The 21,243-nt window shown below is 65.4% G+C and carries 20 protein-coding genes; 12 read left to right on the forward strand and 8 right to left on the reverse strand.

The window, feature by feature from the left end; translation table 11 throughout:
- Positions 1-13: 13 nt before the first annotated feature.
- The 9 genes from DBR47_RS15645 (at position 14) to DBR47_RS15685 (ending at position 11,137) form a co-directional block, all read left to right on the forward strand.
- On the forward strand, positions 14-655 hold the full coding sequence (locus DBR47_RS15645) for a hypothetical protein (protein WP_124451685.1): 642 nt from the start codon (positions 14-16) through the stop codon (positions 653-655).
- 39 nt (positions 656-694) lie between these two features.
- The gene (locus tag DBR47_RS15650) at positions 695-2,119 is read left to right on the forward strand and encodes a CsgG/HfaB family protein (protein WP_124451687.1); all 1,425 of its coding nucleotides are present in this window, start codon (positions 695-697) and stop codon (positions 2,117-2,119) included.
- Positions 2,116-2,583, forward strand: a complete 468-nt coding sequence (locus tag DBR47_RS15655; RefSeq protein ID WP_197047099.1) for an LEA type 2 family protein — start codon at positions 2,116-2,118, stop codon at positions 2,581-2,583. The genes DBR47_RS15650 and DBR47_RS15655 overlap by 4 nt, the downstream gene beginning before the upstream one ends.
- Before the next feature lie 276 nt (positions 2,584-2,859).
- On the forward strand, positions 2,860-4,197 hold the full coding sequence (locus tag DBR47_RS15660) for an SWIM zinc finger domain-containing protein (protein WP_124451691.1): 1,338 nt from the start codon (positions 2,860-2,862) through the stop codon (positions 4,195-4,197).
- Positions 4,194-5,786 carry a DUF5691 domain-containing protein gene (locus DBR47_RS15665; protein ID WP_124451693.1) on the forward strand — a complete coding sequence of 531 codons (1,593 nt, stop codon included), beginning with the start codon at positions 4,194-4,196 and terminating at the stop codon, positions 5,784-5,786. Before DBR47_RS15660 ends, DBR47_RS15665 begins: the two co-directional genes overlap by 4 nt.
- Positions 5,783-6,877, forward strand: a complete 1,095-nt coding sequence (locus tag DBR47_RS15670; RefSeq protein ID WP_124451695.1) for an AAA family ATPase — start codon at positions 5,783-5,785, stop codon at positions 6,875-6,877. The genes DBR47_RS15665 and DBR47_RS15670 overlap by 4 nt, the downstream gene beginning before the upstream one ends.
- A gap of 11 nt (positions 6,878-6,888) precedes the next feature.
- The gene (locus DBR47_RS15675; protein WP_124451697.1) at positions 6,889-9,168 is read left to right on the forward strand and encodes a DUF5682 family protein; all 2,280 of its coding nucleotides are present in this window, start codon (positions 6,889-6,891) and stop codon (positions 9,166-9,168) included.
- Complete coding sequence (locus DBR47_RS15680; protein WP_124451699.1) at positions 9,165-10,340, forward strand: VWA domain-containing protein; 1,176 nt, start codon at positions 9,165-9,167, stop codon at positions 10,338-10,340. The genes DBR47_RS15675 and DBR47_RS15680 overlap by 4 nt, the downstream gene beginning before the upstream one ends.
- A gap of 32 nt (positions 10,341-10,372) precedes the next feature.
- Positions 10,373-11,137: a cyclopropane-fatty-acyl-phospholipid synthase family protein gene (locus tag DBR47_RS15685; protein ID WP_124451701.1), complete on the forward strand. Its 765-nt coding sequence runs from the start codon at positions 10,373-10,375 to the stop codon at positions 11,135-11,137.
- A 145-nt stretch (positions 11,138-11,282) separates the two neighbouring features.
- On the opposite strand, the gene DBR47_RS15690 is transcribed toward DBR47_RS15685, so the two are convergent.
- From DBR47_RS15690 to DBR47_RS15720, 8 genes are all read right to left on the reverse strand, one after another.
- On the reverse strand, positions 11,283-12,419 hold the full coding sequence (locus DBR47_RS15690) for an NAD(P)/FAD-dependent oxidoreductase (protein ID WP_124451703.1): 1,137 nt from the start codon (positions 12,417-12,419) through the stop codon (positions 11,283-11,285).
- A 92-nt stretch (positions 12,420-12,511) separates the two neighbouring features.
- Positions 12,512-12,781 carry a cyd operon YbgE family protein gene (locus tag DBR47_RS15695; RefSeq protein WP_124451705.1) on the reverse strand — a complete coding sequence of 90 codons (270 nt, stop codon included), beginning with the start codon at positions 12,779-12,781 and terminating at the stop codon, positions 12,512-12,514.
- Positions 12,782-12,789: 8 nt separating this feature from the next.
- Positions 12,790-12,921 (reverse strand): cytochrome bd-I oxidase subunit CydX, encoded by a 132-nt coding sequence (gene cydX / locus DBR47_RS15700; RefSeq protein ID WP_124451707.1) that lies wholly within the window; start codon positions 12,919-12,921, stop codon positions 12,790-12,792.
- 12 nt (positions 12,922-12,933) lie between these two features.
- A complete protein-coding gene (gene petA / locus DBR47_RS15705; RefSeq protein WP_124451709.1) occupies positions 12,934-13,551 on the reverse strand; it encodes a ubiquinol-cytochrome c reductase iron-sulfur subunit in 618 nt (205 codons plus the stop codon).
- Positions 13,552-13,584: 33 nt separating this feature from the next.
- On the reverse strand, positions 13,585-14,727 hold the full coding sequence (gene cydB, locus DBR47_RS15710) for a cytochrome d ubiquinol oxidase subunit II (protein WP_124451711.1): 1,143 nt from the start codon (positions 14,725-14,727) through the stop codon (positions 13,585-13,587).
- A gap of 10 nt (positions 14,728-14,737) precedes the next feature.
- Positions 14,738-16,312 (reverse strand): cytochrome ubiquinol oxidase subunit I, encoded by a 1,575-nt coding sequence (locus DBR47_RS15715; protein ID WP_124451713.1) that lies wholly within the window; start codon positions 16,310-16,312, stop codon positions 14,738-14,740.
- Positions 16,309-16,485, reverse strand: a complete 177-nt coding sequence (cydP, locus tag DBR47_RS24725; protein WP_197047100.1) for a cytochrome oxidase putative small subunit CydP — start codon at positions 16,483-16,485, stop codon at positions 16,309-16,311. The genes DBR47_RS15715 and cydP overlap by 4 nt, the downstream gene beginning before the upstream one ends.
- 248 nt (positions 16,486-16,733) lie before the next feature.
- Entirely contained in the window at positions 16,734-17,627 is an 894-nt protein-coding gene (locus tag DBR47_RS15720) for an MBL fold metallo-hydrolase (protein WP_124451715.1), read from the reverse strand.
- Between the two features lie 157 nt (positions 17,628-17,784).
- On the opposite strand from DBR47_RS15720, the gene DBR47_RS15725 reads away from it, so the two are divergent.
- From DBR47_RS15725 to DBR47_RS15735, 3 genes are all read left to right on the forward strand, one after another.
- On the forward strand, positions 17,785-19,125 hold the full coding sequence (locus DBR47_RS15725; protein ID WP_124451717.1) for a sigma-54-dependent Fis family transcriptional regulator: 1,341 nt from the start codon (positions 17,785-17,787) through the stop codon (positions 19,123-19,125).
- 202 nt (positions 19,126-19,327) lie between these two features.
- Positions 19,328-20,773, forward strand: a complete 1,446-nt coding sequence (gene ccoG / locus DBR47_RS15730) for a cytochrome c oxidase accessory protein CcoG (RefSeq protein WP_124451719.1) — start codon at positions 19,328-19,330, stop codon at positions 20,771-20,773.
- Between the two features lie 96 nt (positions 20,774-20,869).
- Entirely contained in the window at positions 20,870-21,220 is a 351-nt protein-coding gene (locus tag DBR47_RS15735) for a nuclear transport factor 2 family protein (protein ID WP_124451721.1), read from the forward strand.
- Positions 21,221-21,243: the final 23 nt, after the last annotated feature.

Here is a 21,243-nt window from a genome sequence, read left to right on the forward strand (position 1 = left end):
AAGGATAGACCCCATGAAGAAGACTCTCCTGGCTGGCCTGGCTGTGGCCGCTTTGACCCTGCCCAGCGTCGGAACCGCCCAGTTCGGTTCCCTGCCCAGCTTGGGCGGCAACAAGGCTGCCGCCGGCTCCACCAACCTGGTGGGCTCGCAAGAGCAGCTGGTGCGCTCTTACGTCGCCGCCAACAAGGACGTGCTGGCCGCCAATGCGCAAATGGCTGAAGCCCTGGGCTTGAAGGATGCCGCCGCCACCGCTCGCGCGACCGCAGGTGCGCTGACCGAAGGTTCGACCCAAGGCAATCTGGCCGACGCAGACAAGGTGGTCAGCGACTCCACCAATGCGGTGGCTGCCGAACTGGCCAAGTCTCCCAAGCTCGATGCCGAAGCCAAGAAGAAGTTCTCCAATGGTTTGGGCGAGTTGGGCAAGGGCATGCTGAAGTACGTGGGCATGCGCACGCCGGTGCAGAACTTCTCCAGCAGCCTGTCCTCGGCTTCGCCCATGGACCTGCCCAAGCTGCAGGCCGGCACCTATCTGGTGAAGAACTTCCCCTCGGGTGTGAAGGCCCTGTCGGGCGCGCTGAGCAGCGCGGTGAGCTTTGCCAAGAGCAATGACATTCCCGTGCCTGCCGATGCGAACTCGGCCACCGCTGCGCTGTAACTTTTTTGTTCTCTCTCTTGTTCTGAAAGGGTGCCTCTGATGTGGCGTCATTCTGTTTTGACTCTCTGCGCATGTGCTGCTTTGGTGGCCTGCGGCAAGAAGGATGAGGCCGCATCGACGGCAGCCGCTGGCGCTTCGGCGCCGGCCAATGTCAGTGCGCCCATGCTGGACGTGGGTAAGCTTCAAACCGTCAAGGTGACGGCTGCGGGCTTTGGCGCTTCCGCCTCAGAGGCGGTGGCCGAGGCGATGAAGTTGGCCATTCTGCAGGTCAATGGTGCGTCCATCGATATGTCCAGCCTCAGCGCCAAGTACGGGCTGGATGTGACGCTGGGCAAGGACTCGGCCTCTTTGCGTGCGCAAGAGTTCGCCGAGGTCGTTCGGCAGAAGTCCGGCGGTGTGATCCAAGGCTTCAAGGTCTTGGAACTGGTGGAGCCCGGCCTGCTGGACAAGCGCTACAAGGCCAATATCGAGGCCAGTATCGCGAGCTTTAGCGCGCCAGAGTCCTTGAAGAAGATCAAGCTGGTGGTCGCGCCCTTGAAGTTCCCCAGTGCCACCCTCACGATCGGCGGCACGAGCGTGCCTTCGGCCGAGGTTGCCGCCAATGTGCGTCAACGCGTGGTGGACGCCCTGGTGAACAGCGGCCGCTTTGCCGTGTTGGACCGCGAGTTCAATGCGGAGCTGGAGCAGGAGCTGGACATGATTGCCGGCGGCCAAGCGCCGGCGGCGGAACAGGCCAAGCTCGCGCAGGCCGCGAGCGCCGATGTCATCTGGACGGGTAAGGTCAGCTCCATGGCCTACAACCGTCATGCGCAGCAACTGCGCGCCAGCAACCGTGAGTTGGTGAGTTACTCGGGTGGTTGGGCCTTGAGCCAGAAGCTGGTCAATGTGGCGACTCGCCAAGTGATGGTGGCCGACTCCCTGCAAGGCAAGGCGCCGTCGATCGAGGCCACCACCATGGACCAGGGCGTCGACGGCCGCAAGGTGTTGGAGGACATGACTAACGATCTGGTCAAGCAGGTCGTGGCCTCCATCATGCGGCGCAGTTTCCCCATCACCGTGGTGCAGCGCGAAGGCGACAAGGTGGTGCTCAGCCAGGGTGGCAGCGCAGTGCGGCAAGGGGCCCGCTATGCCATGGTGCAAATCGGCGGCGAGCTGAAGGATCCACAGACCGGCCAGTCCTTGGGGCGCACCGAACTGCCTTGTTGCGAGCTGGTGGTGGAGCGCGTGACACCGAATCTGAGCTACGGCCGTCTGGAAGGTGTCACCGGCTCGCTGGATGCCTTGCCTTTGGGCGCGTTGCAGCTGCGCGAAGAATTGGCGGGATCGGCGCTCAAGCCCGCGGCCTCGGTCGCAGCTGAGGCCGCTGCCGTGCCCGCTGCCAAGGCCCAGAAGGTCAACAAGCCTGCGGCCACCGAAGCCAAGCCCGAGGCCACCGCCGCCCCCAAGACCGACGACAAATGGTGAGCCGTCTCAAGTCCTGGCTTTTGGCTGGCCTGGCCGTGTTCTTGCTGGCCGCCTGTGCGGGTAGCCAGCCCAATGAGCCCTTGCGCGTCTCCGTGGCGCAGTTCCAGCCCTTGTCGCAAACCGGGGCGGAAAACCGCTATCGCCTCGATCTGCGGGTCCATAACCCCAGCCGTTGGGTGCTCCATCTGATCGGCGCCGACGTCAAGCTGCTTTTGCAAGGCAAGCCGATTGGCAGCGGGGTGGCGGCGCTAGACCTGAACGTAGCCGCCTTCGGCGAGGGGACGGTCAGCATCGAAGTCGGCGTTCACGAGCTGCAGACGCTGCGCCAAGCCATCGGGCTCTACGGGGCCGCCGACCGGCCGCTTTCTATCGTGCTGACGGGGAATCTGACTCGCCCGGGATTGCTGGCCTTGCCTTATCGCAGCGAGGCGGACTTGCGTTTCTCGGCGGCAAACGGCCGCTGAGCCGGGTCCCCTCGCTTTAGGGAAGCTCTGCACAAATCAGGCCGGTCCGGAATAGCGCGGCCTCGGGCGGTCTGCGGCCTTGCAGCTCTCGCCAATAGCTAGGGCTATTGGCTTCAAACTGCGCCTTGCATCCCATCCCGATCCGCACTTTCCGGCCTCGCCCTGATTTATGCAGAGCTTCCTTAGGTTTAGACTGCCCGCCAAAGATTTGCCTTGTCGGCTTTGGGGCTGCTGGGGCGAACAACAATCATCATCCCGAGGAGGCAGGCCAGCCCCATGCTGACCGATGAATCGATTTGTGCCTTGGCGCCCGACCCGGCCTCGGTCAAGGCGGCGCGTGGCTTGATGGCGCCGGCCAAATGGCCGCTGCTGGGCGAGGATTCGCAAGCGGTCTGGGGCGAGTGCCAGGGCAGTGGGGCCAAGCCCTATCAAACCCAGGTGGATCTGAGCGGGCCGGCTTTCCGTTGCAGCTGCCCCAGCCGCAAATTCCCCTGCAAACATGGCCTGGCCCTGCTGCTGATGCGTGCGCAGGATGCCTCGCGTTTCAGCGCGAATGGCCAAGCACCGGCCTGGGTCAGCGAATGGCTGGCCACGCGCAGCGAGAAGGCGCAGAAGAAGGAAGAGCAAAAAAAGCTGGCGGAGAAGTCCGCCACGCCGCTGGACCCGCAGGCCGCGGCCAAGCGCGAAGCCCAGCGCTGGCAGCGCATCAGCGCCGCCGCGGCCGAGTTGCAGCGCTGGCTGGCCGATCAGATCGGCCAGGGCCTGGGCAGCTTGAACGCGGAAGTCATCAAGACCTGGCACACCATGGCCGCCCGCATGGTGGATGCCCAAGCCCCCGGCCTGGGCCAGCGCGTGCGCGAGGCCGCCCTGGGCCTGCACGCGGGCGAGGACTGGCCGGAGCGCAGCCTGCATCGCCTGGGGCTGCTGCATTTGGCTTGTGAAGCCCTGGCCCGGCGCGAGCAACTTGAGCCTGCGTTGCAGGCCGATCTGCGAACCCTGGTGGGCTGGCCGCAGGACAAGGCCGAGGTGCAGGAGACGGGTGAGAACTTGGCCGATCAATGGACGGTGCTGGGCCAGATCACCGAGGAGCGCGATGACAAGCTCAGCGAGCGGCGTGTCTGGCTGCAAGGCGCGGCCAGTGGCCGACGCGCCTGGCTGCTGGATCACGCCTTTGGCGGCAAGGGTTTCGAGCAGGCCTGGGTCACGGGTTCGATGGTGCAGGCCACGCTGGCCTTCTTCCCCGGGGCAACCGGCCTGCGTGCGCTGGCCTTGGATGCTCAAGCGCTCGCCAGCCCGCCTATTTGGCCGGTTAGCGATTTGGCGTGTGAATGGCTGCAGCTGGCCCAGCGCAGCGCTCGCAGCCCCTGGCTGAGCTTGCATCCCCTGCTGCTGTGCGATGCTGTTGTGTTGCACCGTGGCGCGGCTACTCTGGCCGTGGCGGCGGGGCAATGCCTGGCGCTGAATTTGAGCGAAGCCGATCGTTGGCGCTTGCTGGCCGCGACCGGTGGCATGCCCGTCAATTTGATGGGGGAGTGGGACGGCCAGCAGCTGCGCCCCTTAAGCGCTTGGCTGGCGCAGGCCCAGGCACCGGTCTGGCAAAGGAGCGTGGCATGAGCGCCGCCAGCAATGTTTGGGCGCCCCTGCTGCCCGTGGCCATGGTGGGCAGCGAGCGCCATGCTGCCGCCTTGCCCACGTGGCCTGGCGAGGTGGGCGCCGTGCTGGTTCAGGCCATTTCCGCCGCCCCTGAGCCCGCCACGGCCGTGCTGCGCGCTTGCGCTGTGCTGGCCGCCTGCGCCCAGGCCGGGGCCAGGGGCGCGGATTGGGATGCGGAGCTGCCCCCAGCGTGCCCGCCCGAGCCCTTGCCCGAGCCACAGAACGCGAGCCTTTGCGCCCAGATGGCCTGGGCCTGGCAAGAAGGGCCGGCGCGTTTGCAGCATGAGCTGTGTGCGCTGCTGGCTAGCCAAGGCCAGCGCCTGCCGGTCCAGCACTTGCCCGATGCGCTGGAGCAGGGCCGCCGCTCAATTGCCCTGCGCGGCCCCTTGCTGCCGGTATTGGGCACGCGCGGTCTGTGGCTGGCGGCCCTGCGTGAAGACTGGCGCTATGCCGCCGGTGTGCAGGCCGAGGCCGCCGACGCCGAAGCCCGCTGGACCGAGGGCACGGCCGAGCAGCGCCTGGCCTTCCTCGCGCGCGAGCGGGCGCAAGACCCGGCCGCCGCCCGTGAACGCCTGCGCCTGGCCCTGCCCGAGTTGGGCGCCAAGGAGCGAGCCGAGCTGTTGGGCGTCTTGGCCCTCAAGATCAGCGAGGCCGATGCCAACATGCTCGACCGCATGCGCACCGACCGCAGCCGCGAGGTGCGCCAAGTCGCCCTGAGCCTGCTGCTGCGTCTGCCCGGCGCCGCCCACCCCAGCCGGGCGGCCGAGCGCATGGCCTTGCTCGTTCGCCATGAGCGCGCGCTGCTGCTCAAGCGCTGGGTCCAGCATGCGCCCGAGGCGGTGGCCGAAGACTGGAAGGCCGACAATATCGAGGCCGCGCGGCCCCAGCATGAATCGCTGGGCGAGCGGGCTTGGTGGCTGTATCAGCTGGTGCGCCAGCTGCGCTTGAGTTGGTGGCAGCAGCACACCGGCATGAAGCCCCAGGACTTGCTGCAATGGGCCGCAGGCACAGACTGGGCCGAGGCCTTGTTGCGCGGCTGGCGCGATGTCTTGTTCGCCGCGCCCGATAGCCCCGAGGCCTTGGACTGGTGCCGCGCCTTGCTTAATGCCTGGCCCGAGAAACACTTGCGCGACGAGCGCAGCGCCGTGCTGGCCCTGCTGCCCCTGGCCGAGCGAGAGCAGCATTGGCAGCGTCAGCTGGCCAGCACGAATCTGGGCCTGTCCACGCTGTTAAGCCATGTGCTGGCCGCCTTGCCTGCAGGCGCCCAGCTCTCGCCCGAGTTTTCTCAAGCCCTGGCCAGCAAGCTGCTGCAGCGCCCACAGCAAACACCGGACGCGGCCTTACGCGACGACTATCTGCTGCGCAGCCTTTTGCCCGATCTGTGCTGCGTCCTGCATCCAAGCGCCTTGGACGCGCTGGCGCAGCGTCTGCAGCTGGCCGGCGCAGGGGCCGAAACGGCCAGCCTTGCCAACACCTTGCACAGCGCCATGCAGGTCATCAACACCCGGCGCGCCCTGCATAAGCATTTATCTCAAGAGACTCACGCATGAACACCAGCCCCGCTACCCCCGTGATGCGCCAGCATGCCGAAGTGCAGTACGCCGAGGAACTGGCCGAGCTGCGCCGCCTCGACAGCCGCCAGCGGCCCGAGAACTGGCAGCTCTCACCCTGGGCCGTGGTGCGCTATCTGATGGGCGGTACGCTAGACAACGGCTATGAAGTCAGCCCTAAATACATTGGCAGCCCGCGCCTGATGGAGATCGCCGTCGCCACCCTGGCCACCGACCGGGCGCTGCTGCTCTACGGCGTGCCGGGCACGGCCAAGTCCTGGGTGTCCGAGCATCTGGCGGCGGCCATCAGCGGCAACTCCACCTTGCTGATTCAAGGCACGGCCGGCACCAGCGAGGAGCAGCTGCGCTATGGCTGGAACTACGCCCAGTTATTGGCCCATGGCCCTTCAGAGAACGCCCTGGTGCCCAGCCCCTTGATGCAGGCCATGCGCAGCGGCCGCATCGCCCGGGTCGAAGAGCTGACCCGCATCCCCGCCGATGTGCAGGACAGCCTGATCACCGTGCTCTCGGAAAAGACCCTGCCCATCCCCGAGCTGGGCAGCGAGGTGCAGGCGCTGCGCGGCTTCAGCGTGATTGCCACGGCCAATAACCGCGACAAGGGCGTGAACGAGCTGTCGGCCGCGCTCAAGCGCCGCTTCAACACCGTGGTGCTGCCGGTGCCCGCCAGCGAGGCCGACGAGGTGGCCATCGTCGTCAAGCGGGTGGCCGAAATGGGCCAGGCCCTGCAGCTGCCCGCCGAGCCGCCGGCGCTCAAGGAGGTGCGGCGCATCGTGCAGATCTTCCGCGAGCTGCGCAATGGCAAAACCGAGGACGGCAAGACCCAGCTCAAATCGCCGACCTCCACCCTCTCCACCGCCGAGGCCATCTCGGTGATCAATAGCGGCATGGCCCTGGCGGGTCATTTCGGCGATGGCGTGCTGCGCCCTCAGGACATGGCCGCCGGCCTGATCGGCGCGGTGGTCAAGGACCCGGTGCAAGATCAGCTGGTCTGGAGCGAGTACCTGGAGACCGTGGTGAAGGAACGCGCCGAATGGAAGGATCTGTACCGCGCGTTTCGTGAGCTGGACTGAGTGCCAATAGCATGACGGTTCGTTACTACGGCATCCGCCACCACGGCCCAGGTTGCGCGCGCAGCCTGCTGCGGGCCCTGCAAGACTTTGCGCCCGAGCTGCTGCTGGTGGAAGGGCCGCCCGAGGGCGAGGCCCTGCTGCCTTATGTGCTGGCGCCGGAGATGCGGCCGCCGGTGGCCTTGCTCAGCCACTGCCCGGACGAGACGCGCCTGGCCGTCTACCACCCCTTCGCCAGCTTTTCGCCCGAATGGCAGGCGCTCAGCTGGGCGGCGAAACAAGCCGTGCCGCTGCGCTTTATCGACCTGCCCCTGGTGCATTCGCTGGCGCTGGAGAAGGCGAGGCGGGAGGCTGAAGCGGAGACTGACGCTGAATCAGAACCGGAAGCAGAAGTCGCGGAGGCAGACAGCGGCGAAGCCTCGCCCAGCCAGGACCCGCTGGACTGGCTGGCCCACGCCGCCGGTTATGCCGATGGCGAGGCCTGGTGGAACCATATGGTGGAGGAGCGCGGCGATGGTGAGGACCTGTTCGCTGCCATCAACGAGGCCATGACGACGCTGCGTGCCGAAGCGCCTGCGCGTCAGCGCAGCGAGTTCGAGGAGGGCCGCGAAGCCCTGCGCGAGGCCTATATGCGCCAATGCGTGCGTGCCGCTGAAAAAGAGGGTCATGCCCGTATCGCCGTGATCTGTGGCGCCTGGCATCTGGGCGGCTTGCAAGGCAAATCCACCGCCAAGGCCGATGCCGCCCTGCTCAAAGGCCTGCCCAAGCTCAAGGTGCAAAGCACCTGGGTGCCCTGGACCTATCGCCACCTGGCCGCCGCCAGCGGCTATGGCGCGGGCGTGCAATCGCCCGGCTGGTATGAACACCTGTGGCAATGCAGCGAGAGCGGCGCGCCGCGCGCGGTGGGCTGGCTGAGTCGCGTGGCACGGTTGATGCGGGAGCGCGAGCTCGATTGCTCCAGCGCCCATCTGATCGAGGCCGCGCGCCTGGCCGACACCTTGGCCGCCCTGCGTGAGCGCCCGGCTCCCGGCCTGGAGGAATTGCACGAGGCTTGCCGCACGGTGCTGACCCTGGGCGATGAGACCGTGCTGCGCTTCATCGATGCCGAGTTGGTGGTGGGCGATCGGCTCGGTGGCGTGCCGCCCGATGTGCCCACCGTGCCCTTGCAGCGCGATCTGGAGCAGGCCCAGAAGAGCCTGCGCCTCAAGCCCGAGGCCACCCAAAAAACCCTGGACCTGGACCTGCGCAAGGCCAATGATCTGGCCCGCAGCCAGCTGCTGCATCGCCTGAATCTGCTGGGCGTGGACTGGGGCACGCTGGCCAAGCTGGGCCGCAGCAGCCGGGGCACCTTCCATGAGTTGTGGACCCTGCAGTGGCAGCCCGAGTACGCGCTGGCGCTGATCGAGGCCAGCCAATGGGGCCAGACCGTGGCCCAGGCCGCTAGCGCCCGGGTGCTGGACCGCTGCGCCCGGGTCGAGCGTTTGGAGGAACTCTCGGCCCTGGTCGATCAGGTCTTGCTGGCCCAGCTGCCCGAAGCCACCGCCGCCGCTGCGGCCGCGCTGGAAGCCCGCGCCGCCTTGACCGGCGACACCCAGCAGCTGCTGGCCGCCCTGGCGCCCCTGGCCAATGTCTACCGCTACGGCAATGTGCGCCAGACCGACGCGGCCCTGGTCAGCCATGTGCTGGACGGCCTGATTCTGCGCGCCGCCCTCAGCCTGCCCCTGGCCTGCAGCGCCGTGGACGATGCGGCCGCTGAAGGTTTGCGCAACAAGCTGCTGGGCGCCCATGCCGCCGTGGGCCTGCGCGACGGCGAGGCCCAGACCCGCAGCTGGCAGCAGGCCCTGGCCCAGCTGGCCCGCAGCGCGGGCGCCCATCATCTGCTGCAAGGTGTGGCCACGCGCTTGCTGCTGGACGCCGCTGTGTGGAGCGGCGAGGAGGCGGCGCAGGCCATCTCTTTGCATCTCTCCAGCGGCGCCGAACCGGCCCAGGCCGCCGCCTGGTTGGATGGCTTCTTGAATCGCAATGCGGTGGTGCTGCTGCACGATGCCAGTGTCTGGCGGCTGGTGGACGACTGGCTGGCCGGCCTGAGTGAGGAACATTTTGTGCGCGTGCTGCCTTTGGTGCGGCGCAGCTTTGCGGCCTTTGAGCCCGGCGAGCGCCGCGACCTGGCCCAGCGTGCCGCCCAGGGCGCGGCCCAGCCGCAAGCCGTGGCTGCTGGCGCGCCTGCCTGGGACGCGGCCCGCGCCGAGCTGGCCCTGCCGCTGCTGCGCCAATTGCTGGGAGTGAGTGCATGAGCGATGCGATGAATGAAGCCGAGCGCCTGCGCCGCTGGCGCTTGGTCTTAGGCAGTGAGGCCGAACCGGCCTGCGGCGCACTGACTGGTGCCAACGCCGAGATGGACCAGGCCCTGACCGCGCTCTACGAGGCGGATGGCCCGGGCGGGCTTAATTCCAGCAAACGCGGCGGGCGCGGGGGCTCGGCGCCCAGCGTGGCGCGCTGGCTGGGCGATATCCGCAAATACTTCCCCAGCTCGGTGGTGCAGGTGATGCAGCACGACGCGCTGCAGCGCCTGAATATGCGCGACATGTTGCTGCAGCCCGAGATGCTGAACGCGGTGCAGCCCGATGTGCATCTGGTGGCCAATCTGATGGCTTTGTCGCACGTGATCCCGGCCGGCACCAAGGCCACCGCTCGCCTGGTGGTGCGCAAGGTGGTGGACGAGCTGATGAAGCGCCTGGACGAGCCCCTGCGCTCGGCCATCAGCGGCGCCCTGGACCGCAGCCAGCGCAATCGTCGCCCCCGCCATGCCGAGATCGACTGGCACCGCACCATCCGCGCCAATCTGCGTCACTGGCAGCCCGAGTACCGCACGGTGGTGCCGCAGACCTTGCTGGGTTATGGCCGCAAGGCCCGCCGGCCGCAGCGCGAGGTGGTGTTGTGCATAGACCAGAGCGGCTCCATGGCCAACTCGGTGGTTTATGCCAGCATCTTCGGCGCGGTGATGGCCAGCCTGCCGGCGGTGGCCACCAAGCTGGTGGTGTTTGACACCGCGGTGGTGGACATGACGGAGCAGCTGGACGACCCGGTGGAGCTGCTCTTCGGCGTGCAGCTGGGTGGCGGCACCGATATCAATGGTGCCGTGGGCTATTGCCAAAGCATCATCCGCGAGCCCCGCAACACCATCTTTGTGCTGATCTCCGATCTGTACGAGGGTGGCGTTGAGGAAAACCTGCTGCGCCGCGCCGCCGAGCTGGTGGAGGCCGGCGTGCAGTTCATCACCTTGCTGGCGCTCAGCGACGAGGGCGCCCCGGCCTATGACCACGCCCTGGCCAGCAAGCTGGCCGCCCTGGGCGTGCCCTCATTCGCCTGCACGCCCAATGCCTTCCCCGGCCTGATGGCGGCCGCCATCCGCCGCGACGATGTGTCGGCCTGGGCGGCTTCGCAGTCACTGGTGACTAGCCGCTGAAGGCTTGTGTCTACTAAATTGGAGTTAGGGCTATGACGATCGACTTCTCTGCGCCGCATCAGCGGCTGCGCTTTAACACACCGCTGTCTGAAGCCAGAGCACAGCAGCTCTTGGCCTTTGTGGCGCAGCGAGCGACGGGCACGGTGGTCGATGTGGGCTGCGGCTGGGCAGGCTTGTTGCTTCGCTTGATCGAACTGAAGCCGACGCTGCGAGGGCTGGGCATCGATCTTTCGGCCGAGGCCATCGCTCACGCCAAGACCCTCGTCGCGGCTTCTTCGGCAGGGGCTCAAATTGATTTGCTGTGTGGTGATGTGAAGGCTAATTTGCCCGCCGAGGTGCAGGGCGCCATTTGCATAGGCGCGAGTCAAATCTGGGGCTCGCCGGTGGAAGAGCGCCAGCCCTTGGCCTATGCGGCAGCGCTCGCTGCCTTACGAGAACGGGTCAAGCCTGGCGCGCCGGTGCTGTACGGTGAAGCGATTTGGAGCCGGCCGCCCACCGCAGCGGCGGTGGCGCCACTTTCGGGGCGCTTGGACGAGTTTGTGTCTTTGCCGGACCTGGTCGACCTGGCCTGGCAGCAAGGCTTTGCCCTCGTGCAAGCCCATGAGGCCAATCAGGATGAGTGGGACGAGTTCGAGTCCGGCCATCAGGCCAAGTACGCCGACTGGTTGGCCGAGCATGGCGTCGATCACCCGGATGCAGCGCAGGTGCTGAGCCGGGCGCAAGGCCAGCGCGCTGCGTATTTTCGGGGTTATCGGGGAATTCTGGGCATGGCTTATCTCTGCCTGGTGGCGGTCTAAGGAAGCTGTGCCAAGCTAGTGAGTCGCAAGGCAATGGCTTAGCAATTCATGGACCCTGGGTGCGTCAGCGACAGGCGTGCCGGCCGCCCCGAGAGCCCTATGGCGAGCAAGCCCGCGCAAGCGCCACAATTGAACCGTGTTGGACTCAACGGTACTGCCGCAGATAGTTCCACTCGAAGCCGCGCTTGGCCCAATGGAGGAGGCGCGTGGACGGAAACAGCCAGTTGCGCTCGGGCGTGCGCCAGATCAGCGTGCCTTGGGCTAGGGCGTCGACGATGCAGATCAGCTCGACCTTGAAGGTCTCCTTGCTCGCCCGGCCTTGCAGGTCACCGAGCAGGTTGGCGGCCGCGGCTGCGGCCTGCAGGTCGGCCATATGGGCTTGCTTGGGCATCCAGTCGGGGCCAGGGAAGCTGCCCGAGTCGCCCGCCACATAGACCCGCTGCAGCCCCGGCACGCGGCATTGCGCGTCGGCTTGCAGCAGGCCACCGGGCGAGCGTGGCAATGTGGTGGCGTCGAACCAGGCGTTGCCGGTCATGCCGGGCATGAACAGGATCAGGTCGGCGGCGAATTCGCCACCTTCGGTCACGACCTTGTTGGCCTCGAAGCGGCTGAGCTTGTGACCCAGGTGGGTACGAATGCCCCGTCGTGCCATCTCGTCGAGCAGGTGCTTTACCGCTTTGGGCCCCAAACGGTTGCCGGGCTCGGTGGAGGGATTGAAGAACACGATCTCGAAACGCTCGCGTCGGCCCTCGCGCCGGAGCTGCTCGTCGATGCCGAACAGAAACTCGAACATCGGGCCGCCGCGCACGGCCGTGGGCTCCTTGGGATTGCCCGCGAAGCCGACGGCGAGGGTCCCGCCGCTCATCTCGCTCAGCCGGTCGCGGATGCGCTCGGCCGCTGTAATGCCTTCGCAAGGCGTGATGGCGTGTTCGATGCCTGGCAGCTTCTTGATGAAGCGTCCGCCTGTGGCGATGACGAGTGCGTCGTTGACGATGTCGCCACCGGCGGTGTGTACGACGCGGCCGTCATCGCTCAAGCCTGTGACCTCCGAAGCCACGAAGTGCACCCGCTGGCGCCGCAGAAAATTGTCCAAGGGGATGACCAGGTCCTCGCGCTTTCTGAGGCCGCTGGGGATCCAGATGATGCCGGGCAGGTAATGCAGTTCGGCGCGCGGAGCGACCAGCGTGATCTCGACGCTTGGGTCGCGACGGCGCAGTTCACGGACCGTCGACAGCCCGGCGAACCCTGCGCCGAGCACGGTGACGCGCGGTGCGCTCGTCATCGCTGACTCTTGGTGAGCAAAGAGACCTCCAGGGCAGCAGCCAGGGGCTGCGCTAGTTCTTGGGTGAACAAGTGGCGGTACACAAAGTCTCCTCAATGTTGAAGCTTCAATACTAGGGCCAAAGAGAGCGCTGCCGCACAGGACCAAGCCGAGAACAGCCAACGCCAGCCTCCTGCGCGCGGCACAAAGCCCACGCCTCGAACAAAGCCTGCGCTCATGGCCCAGAACAAACTCGTCGCCAAAGCGTGATCGGCGCGGCCGGCGGCGTCGGCCATCAGCGGCGGGTACACCGTGCCGCCCACCATGATCATCAGGGCAAGTGCGAGGCAGGGCAGATGGACACGCGAGGGCGCTGAAGGCATCGGGGCTGTCATTGCCTGGCCCCGTCGTCGCCATCCCTGGCAGCTTGGATGCGGGCATCCTCGTTCTCGCCCCACATCGCGTTCATGATGGCCAGCAATACGGCAAGGCCGACTCCTAACATCCAGGCGAAATACCACATGGTCTGGCTCCTTCAGCTTGCGGCGTCTTCGCCGATGAGGAGGCGCGCGTCGCCTGCATAGCGATGCGGCGGGATCTCGAGGTTGGTCGGCGCCGGTTTGTTCTTGAACACGCGGCCCGCGCCGTCGAAGGTCGAGCCGTGGCAGGGGCAGAAAAAGCCCCCCGGCCAATCCGCCGGCAGGCTCGGGTTGTTGCCGTCCTTGGGTGCCTTGCTTGGCGAGCAGCCGAGGTGGGTGCAGATGCCGATGGCGACGAACACCTCCGGCTTGATGGCGCGCGCCGGGTTCTTCGCGTAGGCGGGCTGCTGGTCTTTCAGCGACTGCGGGTCGACGAGTTGATCGTCGTGGCCTTGCAGCGAAGCCAGCATCTCCGCTGTGCGGCGCAGCACCCAGACGGGCTTGCCACGCCACTCGACCGTCTTCATGCCGCCGGGCGGGAGGTCGGAAATGTCCACCTCGACCGGGCCGCCGGCCGCCTTGGCGCGCTCGCTAGGCGCGAAGGTCGATACGAAGGGGATGGCTGTGGCGACGGCGGCCACGCCGCTGGCAGCGGCCGTCGTCATCAGCCAAAAGCGGCGCTCGGGATCGCCTGGCTGGGCCGGGCAGTTGGGGTTCGGGAGGGTGTGGTCCATGGTCGGCTCCTTGCAGTTGTAGGTCGATGCGGGTCAATAGGCCGTGTGTTCGTTGGCGCGGATGTGCGCCAGAGTGACCTTGCCGCGCATCACCCGATACGCCCAGGCGGTGTAGAAAATGATCAGCGGCATGAAGATCACGGTCGCCCAGAACATCAGGCCCAGCGTCAGGTGGCTGGAGGCGCTGTCCCACACCGTCAGGCTGGCGTTCAACATCGTTGACGACGGCATCACAAAGGGGAACATCGCCGCCCCCGCCGTGCCGATGACGCCGACGATCGCCAGCGACGAGGCCACAAATGCCGTGAGGGTTCGGCGAACGATCGCTAAGCCAGCGGCCAGCAGCGCGCCTGCAACGCCCAGCACAGGCAGCAGCCACAGCAGGGGTTGCTTGGCGTAGTTCATCCACCAGGCCTCGGCGCTGCGCGCCACGCTCTTGCTCAGCGGGTCGGGCAGCGCGGCGGGGTCGATCGATGAGGTGATCACATAGCCCTCGATGCCGCCCAGCCGCAGCCAGACCCCCGCGCCAAGGAAGGCAAGCACCATCAGCAAGGCCGCACTCACCGCGCCACGCACCGCGCGCTGCTGGATCGCGCCCTCGGTCCGGTGGGCCAGGTACATGCCGCCTTGCATCGTGATCATTGCGCTGCTCACCACGCCGACCAGCAGCGCGAAGGGGTTGAGCAACTGCCAGAAGGTGCCGGTGTAGGTGGACACCATATAGTCATCGAAGCCGAAGGGCACTCCTTGAAACAGATTGCCAAAGGCCACACCAAAGATCAGCGGCGGCAGCGCGCCACCGATGAACAGACCCCAGTCCCAGATGCTGCGCCAAGTGGCGTTGTGGATCTTGCTGCGATAGTCGAAGCCCACCGGTCGAAAGAACAAGGCCCAAAGCACCGCGAGCATGGCCCAGTAGAAGCCGCTGAAGGCGGTGGCATAGACCAGCGGCCAGGCCGCGAAGATGGCGCCGCCGCCGGTGATGAACCAGACCTGGTTGCCGTCCCAATGCGGGCCGACGGTGTTGATGACCACGCGGCGCTCCTCATCGCCCTTGCCAACGAAGGGCAATAGCGTGCCCACGCCCATGTCATGGCCGTCCATGATGGCGAAGCCCACGAGCAGCACGCCCACGAGTAGCCACCAGATCACTTTGAGGCTTGGGTAATCGATCATGGCGAATTCCTTAGGCGTGGGCCGGTGTGGCGGGGTGGGCAGCTTCTTGCTGGTAGCGCCCGGTGCCCAGGCTGCCAGGTCCTTGCTTGGCGAACTTCTGCATCAGGTAGATCTCCACGATCAGCAGAACGGTGTAGAAGCCGATGAAGCCTGCCAGCGAGCCGTACAGGCTGCTCACCGTGAGCGTCGAGACGCTCAGGTGAGTGGGAAGAACGCCGTAGATGGTCCAGGGCTGGCGGCCGTATTCGGCGACCACCCAGCCCAACTCGCAGGCAATCCAGGGTGCTGGCAGCATCCACAAGGCCCACTTCAAAAGCCAGGGCTTGGGTGTGCAGCCTCTCTTGAGCGTGCCCCAGAACGCCAGGGCGAACAGCAGCAGCATCGCGAAGCCGAGGCCAACCATGATGCGGAAGCTCCAGAACATGGGCGTCACGCGGGGCACGGTGTCGTTCACCGCTTTGCTGATGATCGCGGGCGTGGCCTGGCGCACATCGACCACGTATTTCTTGAGCAGCAGGCCGAAGCCGAGGTCGGCCTTGTAGCGCTCAAAAGCCTCTTTGGCCACGGGGTCATCGCGGTGCTTGCGCAGTACCTCCAGCGCTGTCACAGCGAGGATGCCGCGTGCTATGCGTTGCCGGTTCTTGGCCTTGATCTCGCGGATGCCGGGGATTTCCTTGCTGACCGAGCGCGTGCCGATCAAACCCATCAGCCAGGGCAGCTCGATTTCCCAGTCGTTCTTGGCTTCGGCTTCGTTGATACCGGCGATCAGCTTCAAGCCCGCAGGCGCAGGTTCGGTCTCCCACATCGCCTCCAGGGCGGCCATCTTGGTCTGCTGGGCTTCGCCCACCATATAGCCAGACTCGTCGCCGAGCACGATCACGCTCAGCGTCGACGCGAGGCCAAATGCCGCCGCCACGCGAAAGCTGCGTTTGGCGAACTCCACGTCCCGACCCTTGAGCAAGTACCAACTCGAGATCGACAACACAAACATCGCACCGGTCACGTAGCCGGCAGAGACGGTATGCACGAACTTGGCTTGTGCGTCGGGGTTGAAGACCACGGCCCAGAAGTCGGTCATCTCCATGCGCATGGTTTGGTAGCTGAACTCGGCCCCGACCGGGTTTTGCATCCAGCCATTGGCGATGAGGATCCACAAGGCACTGAGATTGGTGCCGATGGCCATCAGCAGGGTCACCATCAGGTGCTGGGTCTTGCTCAGCCGATCCCAGCCGAAGAAGAACAGGCCGATGAAGGTGGATTCGAGGAAGAAGGCCATCAGCCCTTCGATGGCCAATGGTGCGCCGAAGATGTCGCCTACGTAATGAGAGTAGTAGGCCCAGTTGGTGCCGAACTGAAACTCGAGCGTGATGCCGGTCGTGACACCCAACGCGAAGTTGATGCCGAACAATTTGCCCCAGAAACGCGTCATGTCCTTCCAGACCACCTTGCCGGTCATGACGTAGACGCTTTCCATGATCACCAGCAGCCAGACCATGCCGAGGGTCAGTGGCACGAACAGGAAGTGGTACATCGCGGTGGCGGCGAACTGCAGTCGCGAGAGGTCGACAAGCTGTTCCGAAATCACTGCGGGTCTCCTTGGTGGGACATTTCGACGCCGATGTGTTCGGCCGTCTGTTCGGCATTGGTGCTCACGCGGGCATCGCGTACAAAAAACCACCACAGCGCACACAACACTGCGAGCTTCAGAGCAATAGCAATGGCGAGGTGGCGCACGAGGCGGCGATCATCTGACTTCATGGGTTGATAGCTATCAAGATCCGTGCCATGCCTTGTCTCCTCTGAAAGTCTTTTGTGAACAATGACTTAGAGTGTTGGGCGTGGCATTGCTGCGCTTGAAGTTTCTTGAAACTGCCATTTGTGGCAGTCGGCTGCCTTCGTTGGCATGCGGTCCGCCATGCCCTGCCGCGTTGTTCTGCGCGGCTGTCGAGAGATTCTGGACATGGCATGTTTGTGCTTGCTGGTCGACGGGACGGCCATCGAATGCATCAGTCCAGACTCAGGGGAACTTTCATATACCTCTGCCCATCACTCAGCGGCTCCGGCAGCCGACCGGCGAAGAGATTGAGTTGCAGGGCGGCCTGCATTTGCCGGGGCGGGGCCAAGGTGGCGTCGCGTTGCTGGCGCAGGGCCACATAGGCGTCTTCGCTGATGCCGTCGCGCACCTGCAGATTGCATTGCCTTTGCTCTTCCACCGTCGTCATCCAGGCGGCATCTCGCTCCTGCGGCGGGTAGTCGTGGCAGAAGTAGAGGGGCGTTTGCGGCGGCAGGCTGAGCAGGCGGTTGATGCTGCGGTAGAGCTGGCGCGCATCGCCGCCAGGGAAGTCGCAGCGACCGGTGCCGAGGTCGGGGGCGAGCAAGGTGTCGCCCACAAAGGCGGCGCTGTGTCTGCCCTCCTGCAGCACGAGCCAGCTGAGGCAGGCCGGCGTGTGGCCGGGGGTGTGCCAGGCTTGGACTTGCAGCTCACCGAAGTTCAGCTGTTCACCGTCGGCCATCAGAAGGTCAAAGGGCTGCATGCTGAGGGGCGGCAGTTTGTAGAGCCTGCGCAAACTTTTTTGCACCGCCGGGACGGCGGCTGACACGGCGATGCGGGCGCCGGTCAGGCTTCGGAGGTAGTCGGCCGCGCTGATGTGGTCCGCATGCAAATGCGTTTCCAGAATGGCGCTGAGCCGCAGCTCGCGGGCCTGCAGGCGCTGCAGGATGCGATCGGCCTGCTGGGTGTCGATGCGACCGGTGCTGGCTTCGAGCGCCAGTACCGGGTCGATGAGCATGGCTTGGCGGCTGGGTGAGTCAATCAATAAATGGCTGAAGGTGGCGCTCGCGGGGTCGAAGTAGCTCTCGACTTCGAGTCCACCCACATGGCTGAGAAAGGGGGCGGGCATGGCAGTTCTCCGTGCTGGATGCCACCCCGTACTCAAGTTCAGTGCCACGCTCTGACCCTGGGTCGCCTGCATCAGCCGGCCTTGTTCAAGCGCTGCCAGCGCTGACAGATATGGCAGTTCAGGCAGACAATGTCTGCCAAAGTCTACGCCGTCCGCCATGAACTCTTCTCAAGCCCTGTCTGTCGAAGCTCTTGTGTCCTTCCTGGAGCATGAGCCTCATCCCACCATCGTGCTGGACCCTCTGTACACCATCCTGGCGGCCAACACGGCCTATCGGCGTCAGTTTGGCGCGGTGGACAAGCCCTACCTCGGACGCAAATGCTTCCAGATCTCGCATGGCTACGAGGTCCCCTGCGATCAGGCGGGCGAACATTGCCCAATGAAGAAGGCCGGCGAGGCCAAGAGCCCGAACCGGGTGCTGCACATCCATCACACGCCGCGTGGGCCCGAGCATGTGGATGTGGAGCTGCGGCCCATCCTCGACACCAGGCATCAGGTGATCGCCTTCGTGGAGCGAATCGCCACCGTGCGCAGCGCTTCGGCCCGGCCCAGCGCCGAGGGTCTGGTGGGCCAGGGTCCGGCCTTCACTGCGGCTTTGGCAGCCTTGCAACGAGTGTCGCCTTCGATGCTGCCGGTGCTGCTGTTGGGGGAGTCGGGCACGGGCAAGGAGTTGTTTGCCCGCGCTTTGCATGAGTCCAGCCCGCGCAGCCGTGGGCCTTTTGTGGTGGTGGACTGCTCGGGTCTGCCCGAGACCTTGTTTGAGAGCGAGCTCTTTGGTCACGAGAAGGGCGCTTTCACCGGCGCCACCCATCGCAAGCCGGGCCTGGTCGAGACGGCGCGGGGCGGCACCTTGTTTCTGGACGAGATTGGCGATGTGCCGCTGTCCATGCAGGTGAAGCTGCTGCGCTTGATCGAGTCGGCCACCTTCCGCCGTGTCGGCGGTGTGGAGACCTTGCAGGCCGACTTCCGCCTGGTCGCCGCCACTCACAAGCCCCTGGCCACGCTGGTGGAGCGGGAGCAGTTTCGGGCCGATCTGTACTATCGCATCAATGCCTTCCCGATCGAGTTGCCGGCCCTGCGAGAGCGCCAGGAGGACATCCCGCTCTTGGTCGAGAGCATTCTGCAGCGCAGCTCATTTGGCAGCGACCATCGCTGGCAGATTCAGGACCAGGCCCTGGCCTTGCTGCAAGCCCATGCCTGGCCGGGCAATATCCGCGAGCTGCGCAATGTGCTGGAGCGAGCCAAACTGTTCTCGGACGATGGCCTGATCCGCCCTGCCGCCTTGCCACCGGCCTTGCTGCAGCCAGGCGGTTTGAAAGCGATCGGGACGCTACAACCGACGCTGGCGGATGAAGCGCCAGACTGGCGTTGGCCGGACGAGCGCTTCCTCGCCTGGGCCCAGGCCTTCACGGGGTCACGGGCGGAGATGGCGCGGCTGCTGCAGGTCAGCGAGCGCAGCCTGTACCGCAGGCTCAAGGCCCTGCAGCCCCAATCCTGAGCCCATGAACTCTTGAGCCTGTTTGGCAGTCGCTGACTGCCAGCGTACTGCCAATTTGGCGGTATTGACCGCCAAGCTGGGTTTGGAAGCTGCTGAAACCGCGCGGGCAGGGCCTCGGGGCCCTGGCACGAAACTTGATTCAGTCGAGTCATCAGTAGGCCTTCAGGCCTGCGCCAAACCAATCGCTTTGCCAAAGACCCTCATGGAAAACTCAGCCACCGCGCCCCAGGCCCCAAAGCCTTCTGACGACTCCGCCGAGTACAAAAAGATCTGGCTCTACCAAGCGCAGTCCAAGCTCTACCCGCGCTCGGTCAGCGGCCTGTTCAGCCGCTGGCGCTGGGGCATGGTGGCCCTGACCCAGCTGCTGTTCTACGGCCTGCCCTGGCTGGACTGGGGCAGCCGCCAGGCGGTGCTGTTTGAGCTGAGTTCGCGGCGTTTTTACATCTTTGGCCTGGTGCTCTACCCGCAGGACTTCATCTACCTGACGGCGATGCTGATGCTGTCAGCCTATGCGCTCTTTTTGTTCACCGCTGTGGCCGGGCGGCTGTGGTGCGGCTATACCTGCCCGCAGACGGTGTATTCCGAAATCTTTATGTGGATAGAGCGCAAGTTCGAGGGCGACCGCGCCGCCCGCATGAAGCGGGACCAGGGCCCCTGGACGCTGGAGAAGCTCGGGCGCAAGGCCGGCAAGCAAGCCGCCTGGATCGCCGTGGGCTTGTGGACCGGCTTTAGCTTTGTGGGCTACTTCACGCCCATACGCCAGCTGGCCGGCTCGGTGCTGAGCCTGGGCACCGGCCCCTGGGAAACATTCTGGGTGCTGTTCTACGGCTTCGCCACCTACGGCAATGCGGGCTATATGCGGGAGCAGGTCTGCAAATACATGTGCCCCTATGCGCGCTTCCAGAGCGCCATGTTTGACAAAGACACCTTGATCATCAGCTACGACACCGAGCGCGGTGAGCCGCGTGGCGCGCGCGGCAAGAAGGTCGATGCCAAGGCCGCTGGCTTGGGCTCTTGCATCGACTGCGGGCTGTGCGTGCAGGTCTGCCCCACGGGCATCGACATCCGCAAAGGCTTGCAGTACGAGTGCATAGGTTGTGCCGCTTGCGTGGATGTCTGCGACGGGGTGATGGACAAGATGGGCTATGCCAAGGGTCTGGTGCGTTATGACACGCAGCACGGTCTACAAAACCACTGGAGCCGCAGCCAGGTCTTGCGCCGCATGTTCAGGCCCCGGGTGTTGGTCTACACCGCCATCCTGTTCATCATCAGCGGCGCCTTGCTGGGCAGCTTGTTGACCCGCACGCCCTTCCGGGTCGATGTGGTGCGAGACCGCGCCTCGCTGGCGCGCCAGGTGGAAGACGGCTTTATCGAGAACGTCTACCGCCTGCAAGTCATGAACGGAACCGAGCAGCCGCAGAGTTATGTGCTCAGCGCCGAAGGCCTGGACGGCCTGCGCTGGACCGGCCCGGACCGCATGACTTTGGGCCCGGCCGAGGCGCGCTGGATGACGGTGTCCCTGCGCATCCCGCCCGAGTCCGCCCTGGCGGCCGGTACCGGCGCCAAGCCCATCTTGATCAAGGCCCAGATGGAGAAGTCGGACAAGCAGCGGGTGGAGAAGTCGACCTTTGTGGTGATCAAGCCTTGACCGGGCTGTGGTTTGCAGGGTCGAGGGCGGGCTGAATCACCCTACACTGCGGCTCGCGAGAAGGCATCAGCCTTTTCAATCTATGCCCCAGACAACATGACCGTAGATTTCAATCCCGCAAGCTTCGCCCAACGCCAGCTCGATGCCTACAACGCCCGCGATATCGAGGCCTTTGTGCGTGAGTACACCGATGATGTCGTGGCCTATCGCCTGCCCGGCACCGAGCCGGTCTTGCAAGGCAAGCCAGCCTTTGCCGCGCATTACGTCAGCAAGCGTTTCAATCTGCCGGGTCTGCATGCGGAGCTGGTGAACCGCATGGTGATTGGCAACAAGGTCATCGACCATGAACGCGTCACCGGCGTGGAAGGCGAGCCGATGGAAGTGGCCGCGATCTATGAGGTGACGCCGGCGGGCGTCTCCAAGGTCTGGTTTCTGAGCGGCAAGTAGTTCAGCAGAGAGCTTCCTTGATC

The organism is Paucibacter sp. KBW04, assembly GCF_003852425.1.
Classification (GTDB): Bacteria; Pseudomonadota; Gammaproteobacteria; order Burkholderiales; family Burkholderiaceae_C; genus Paucibacter_A.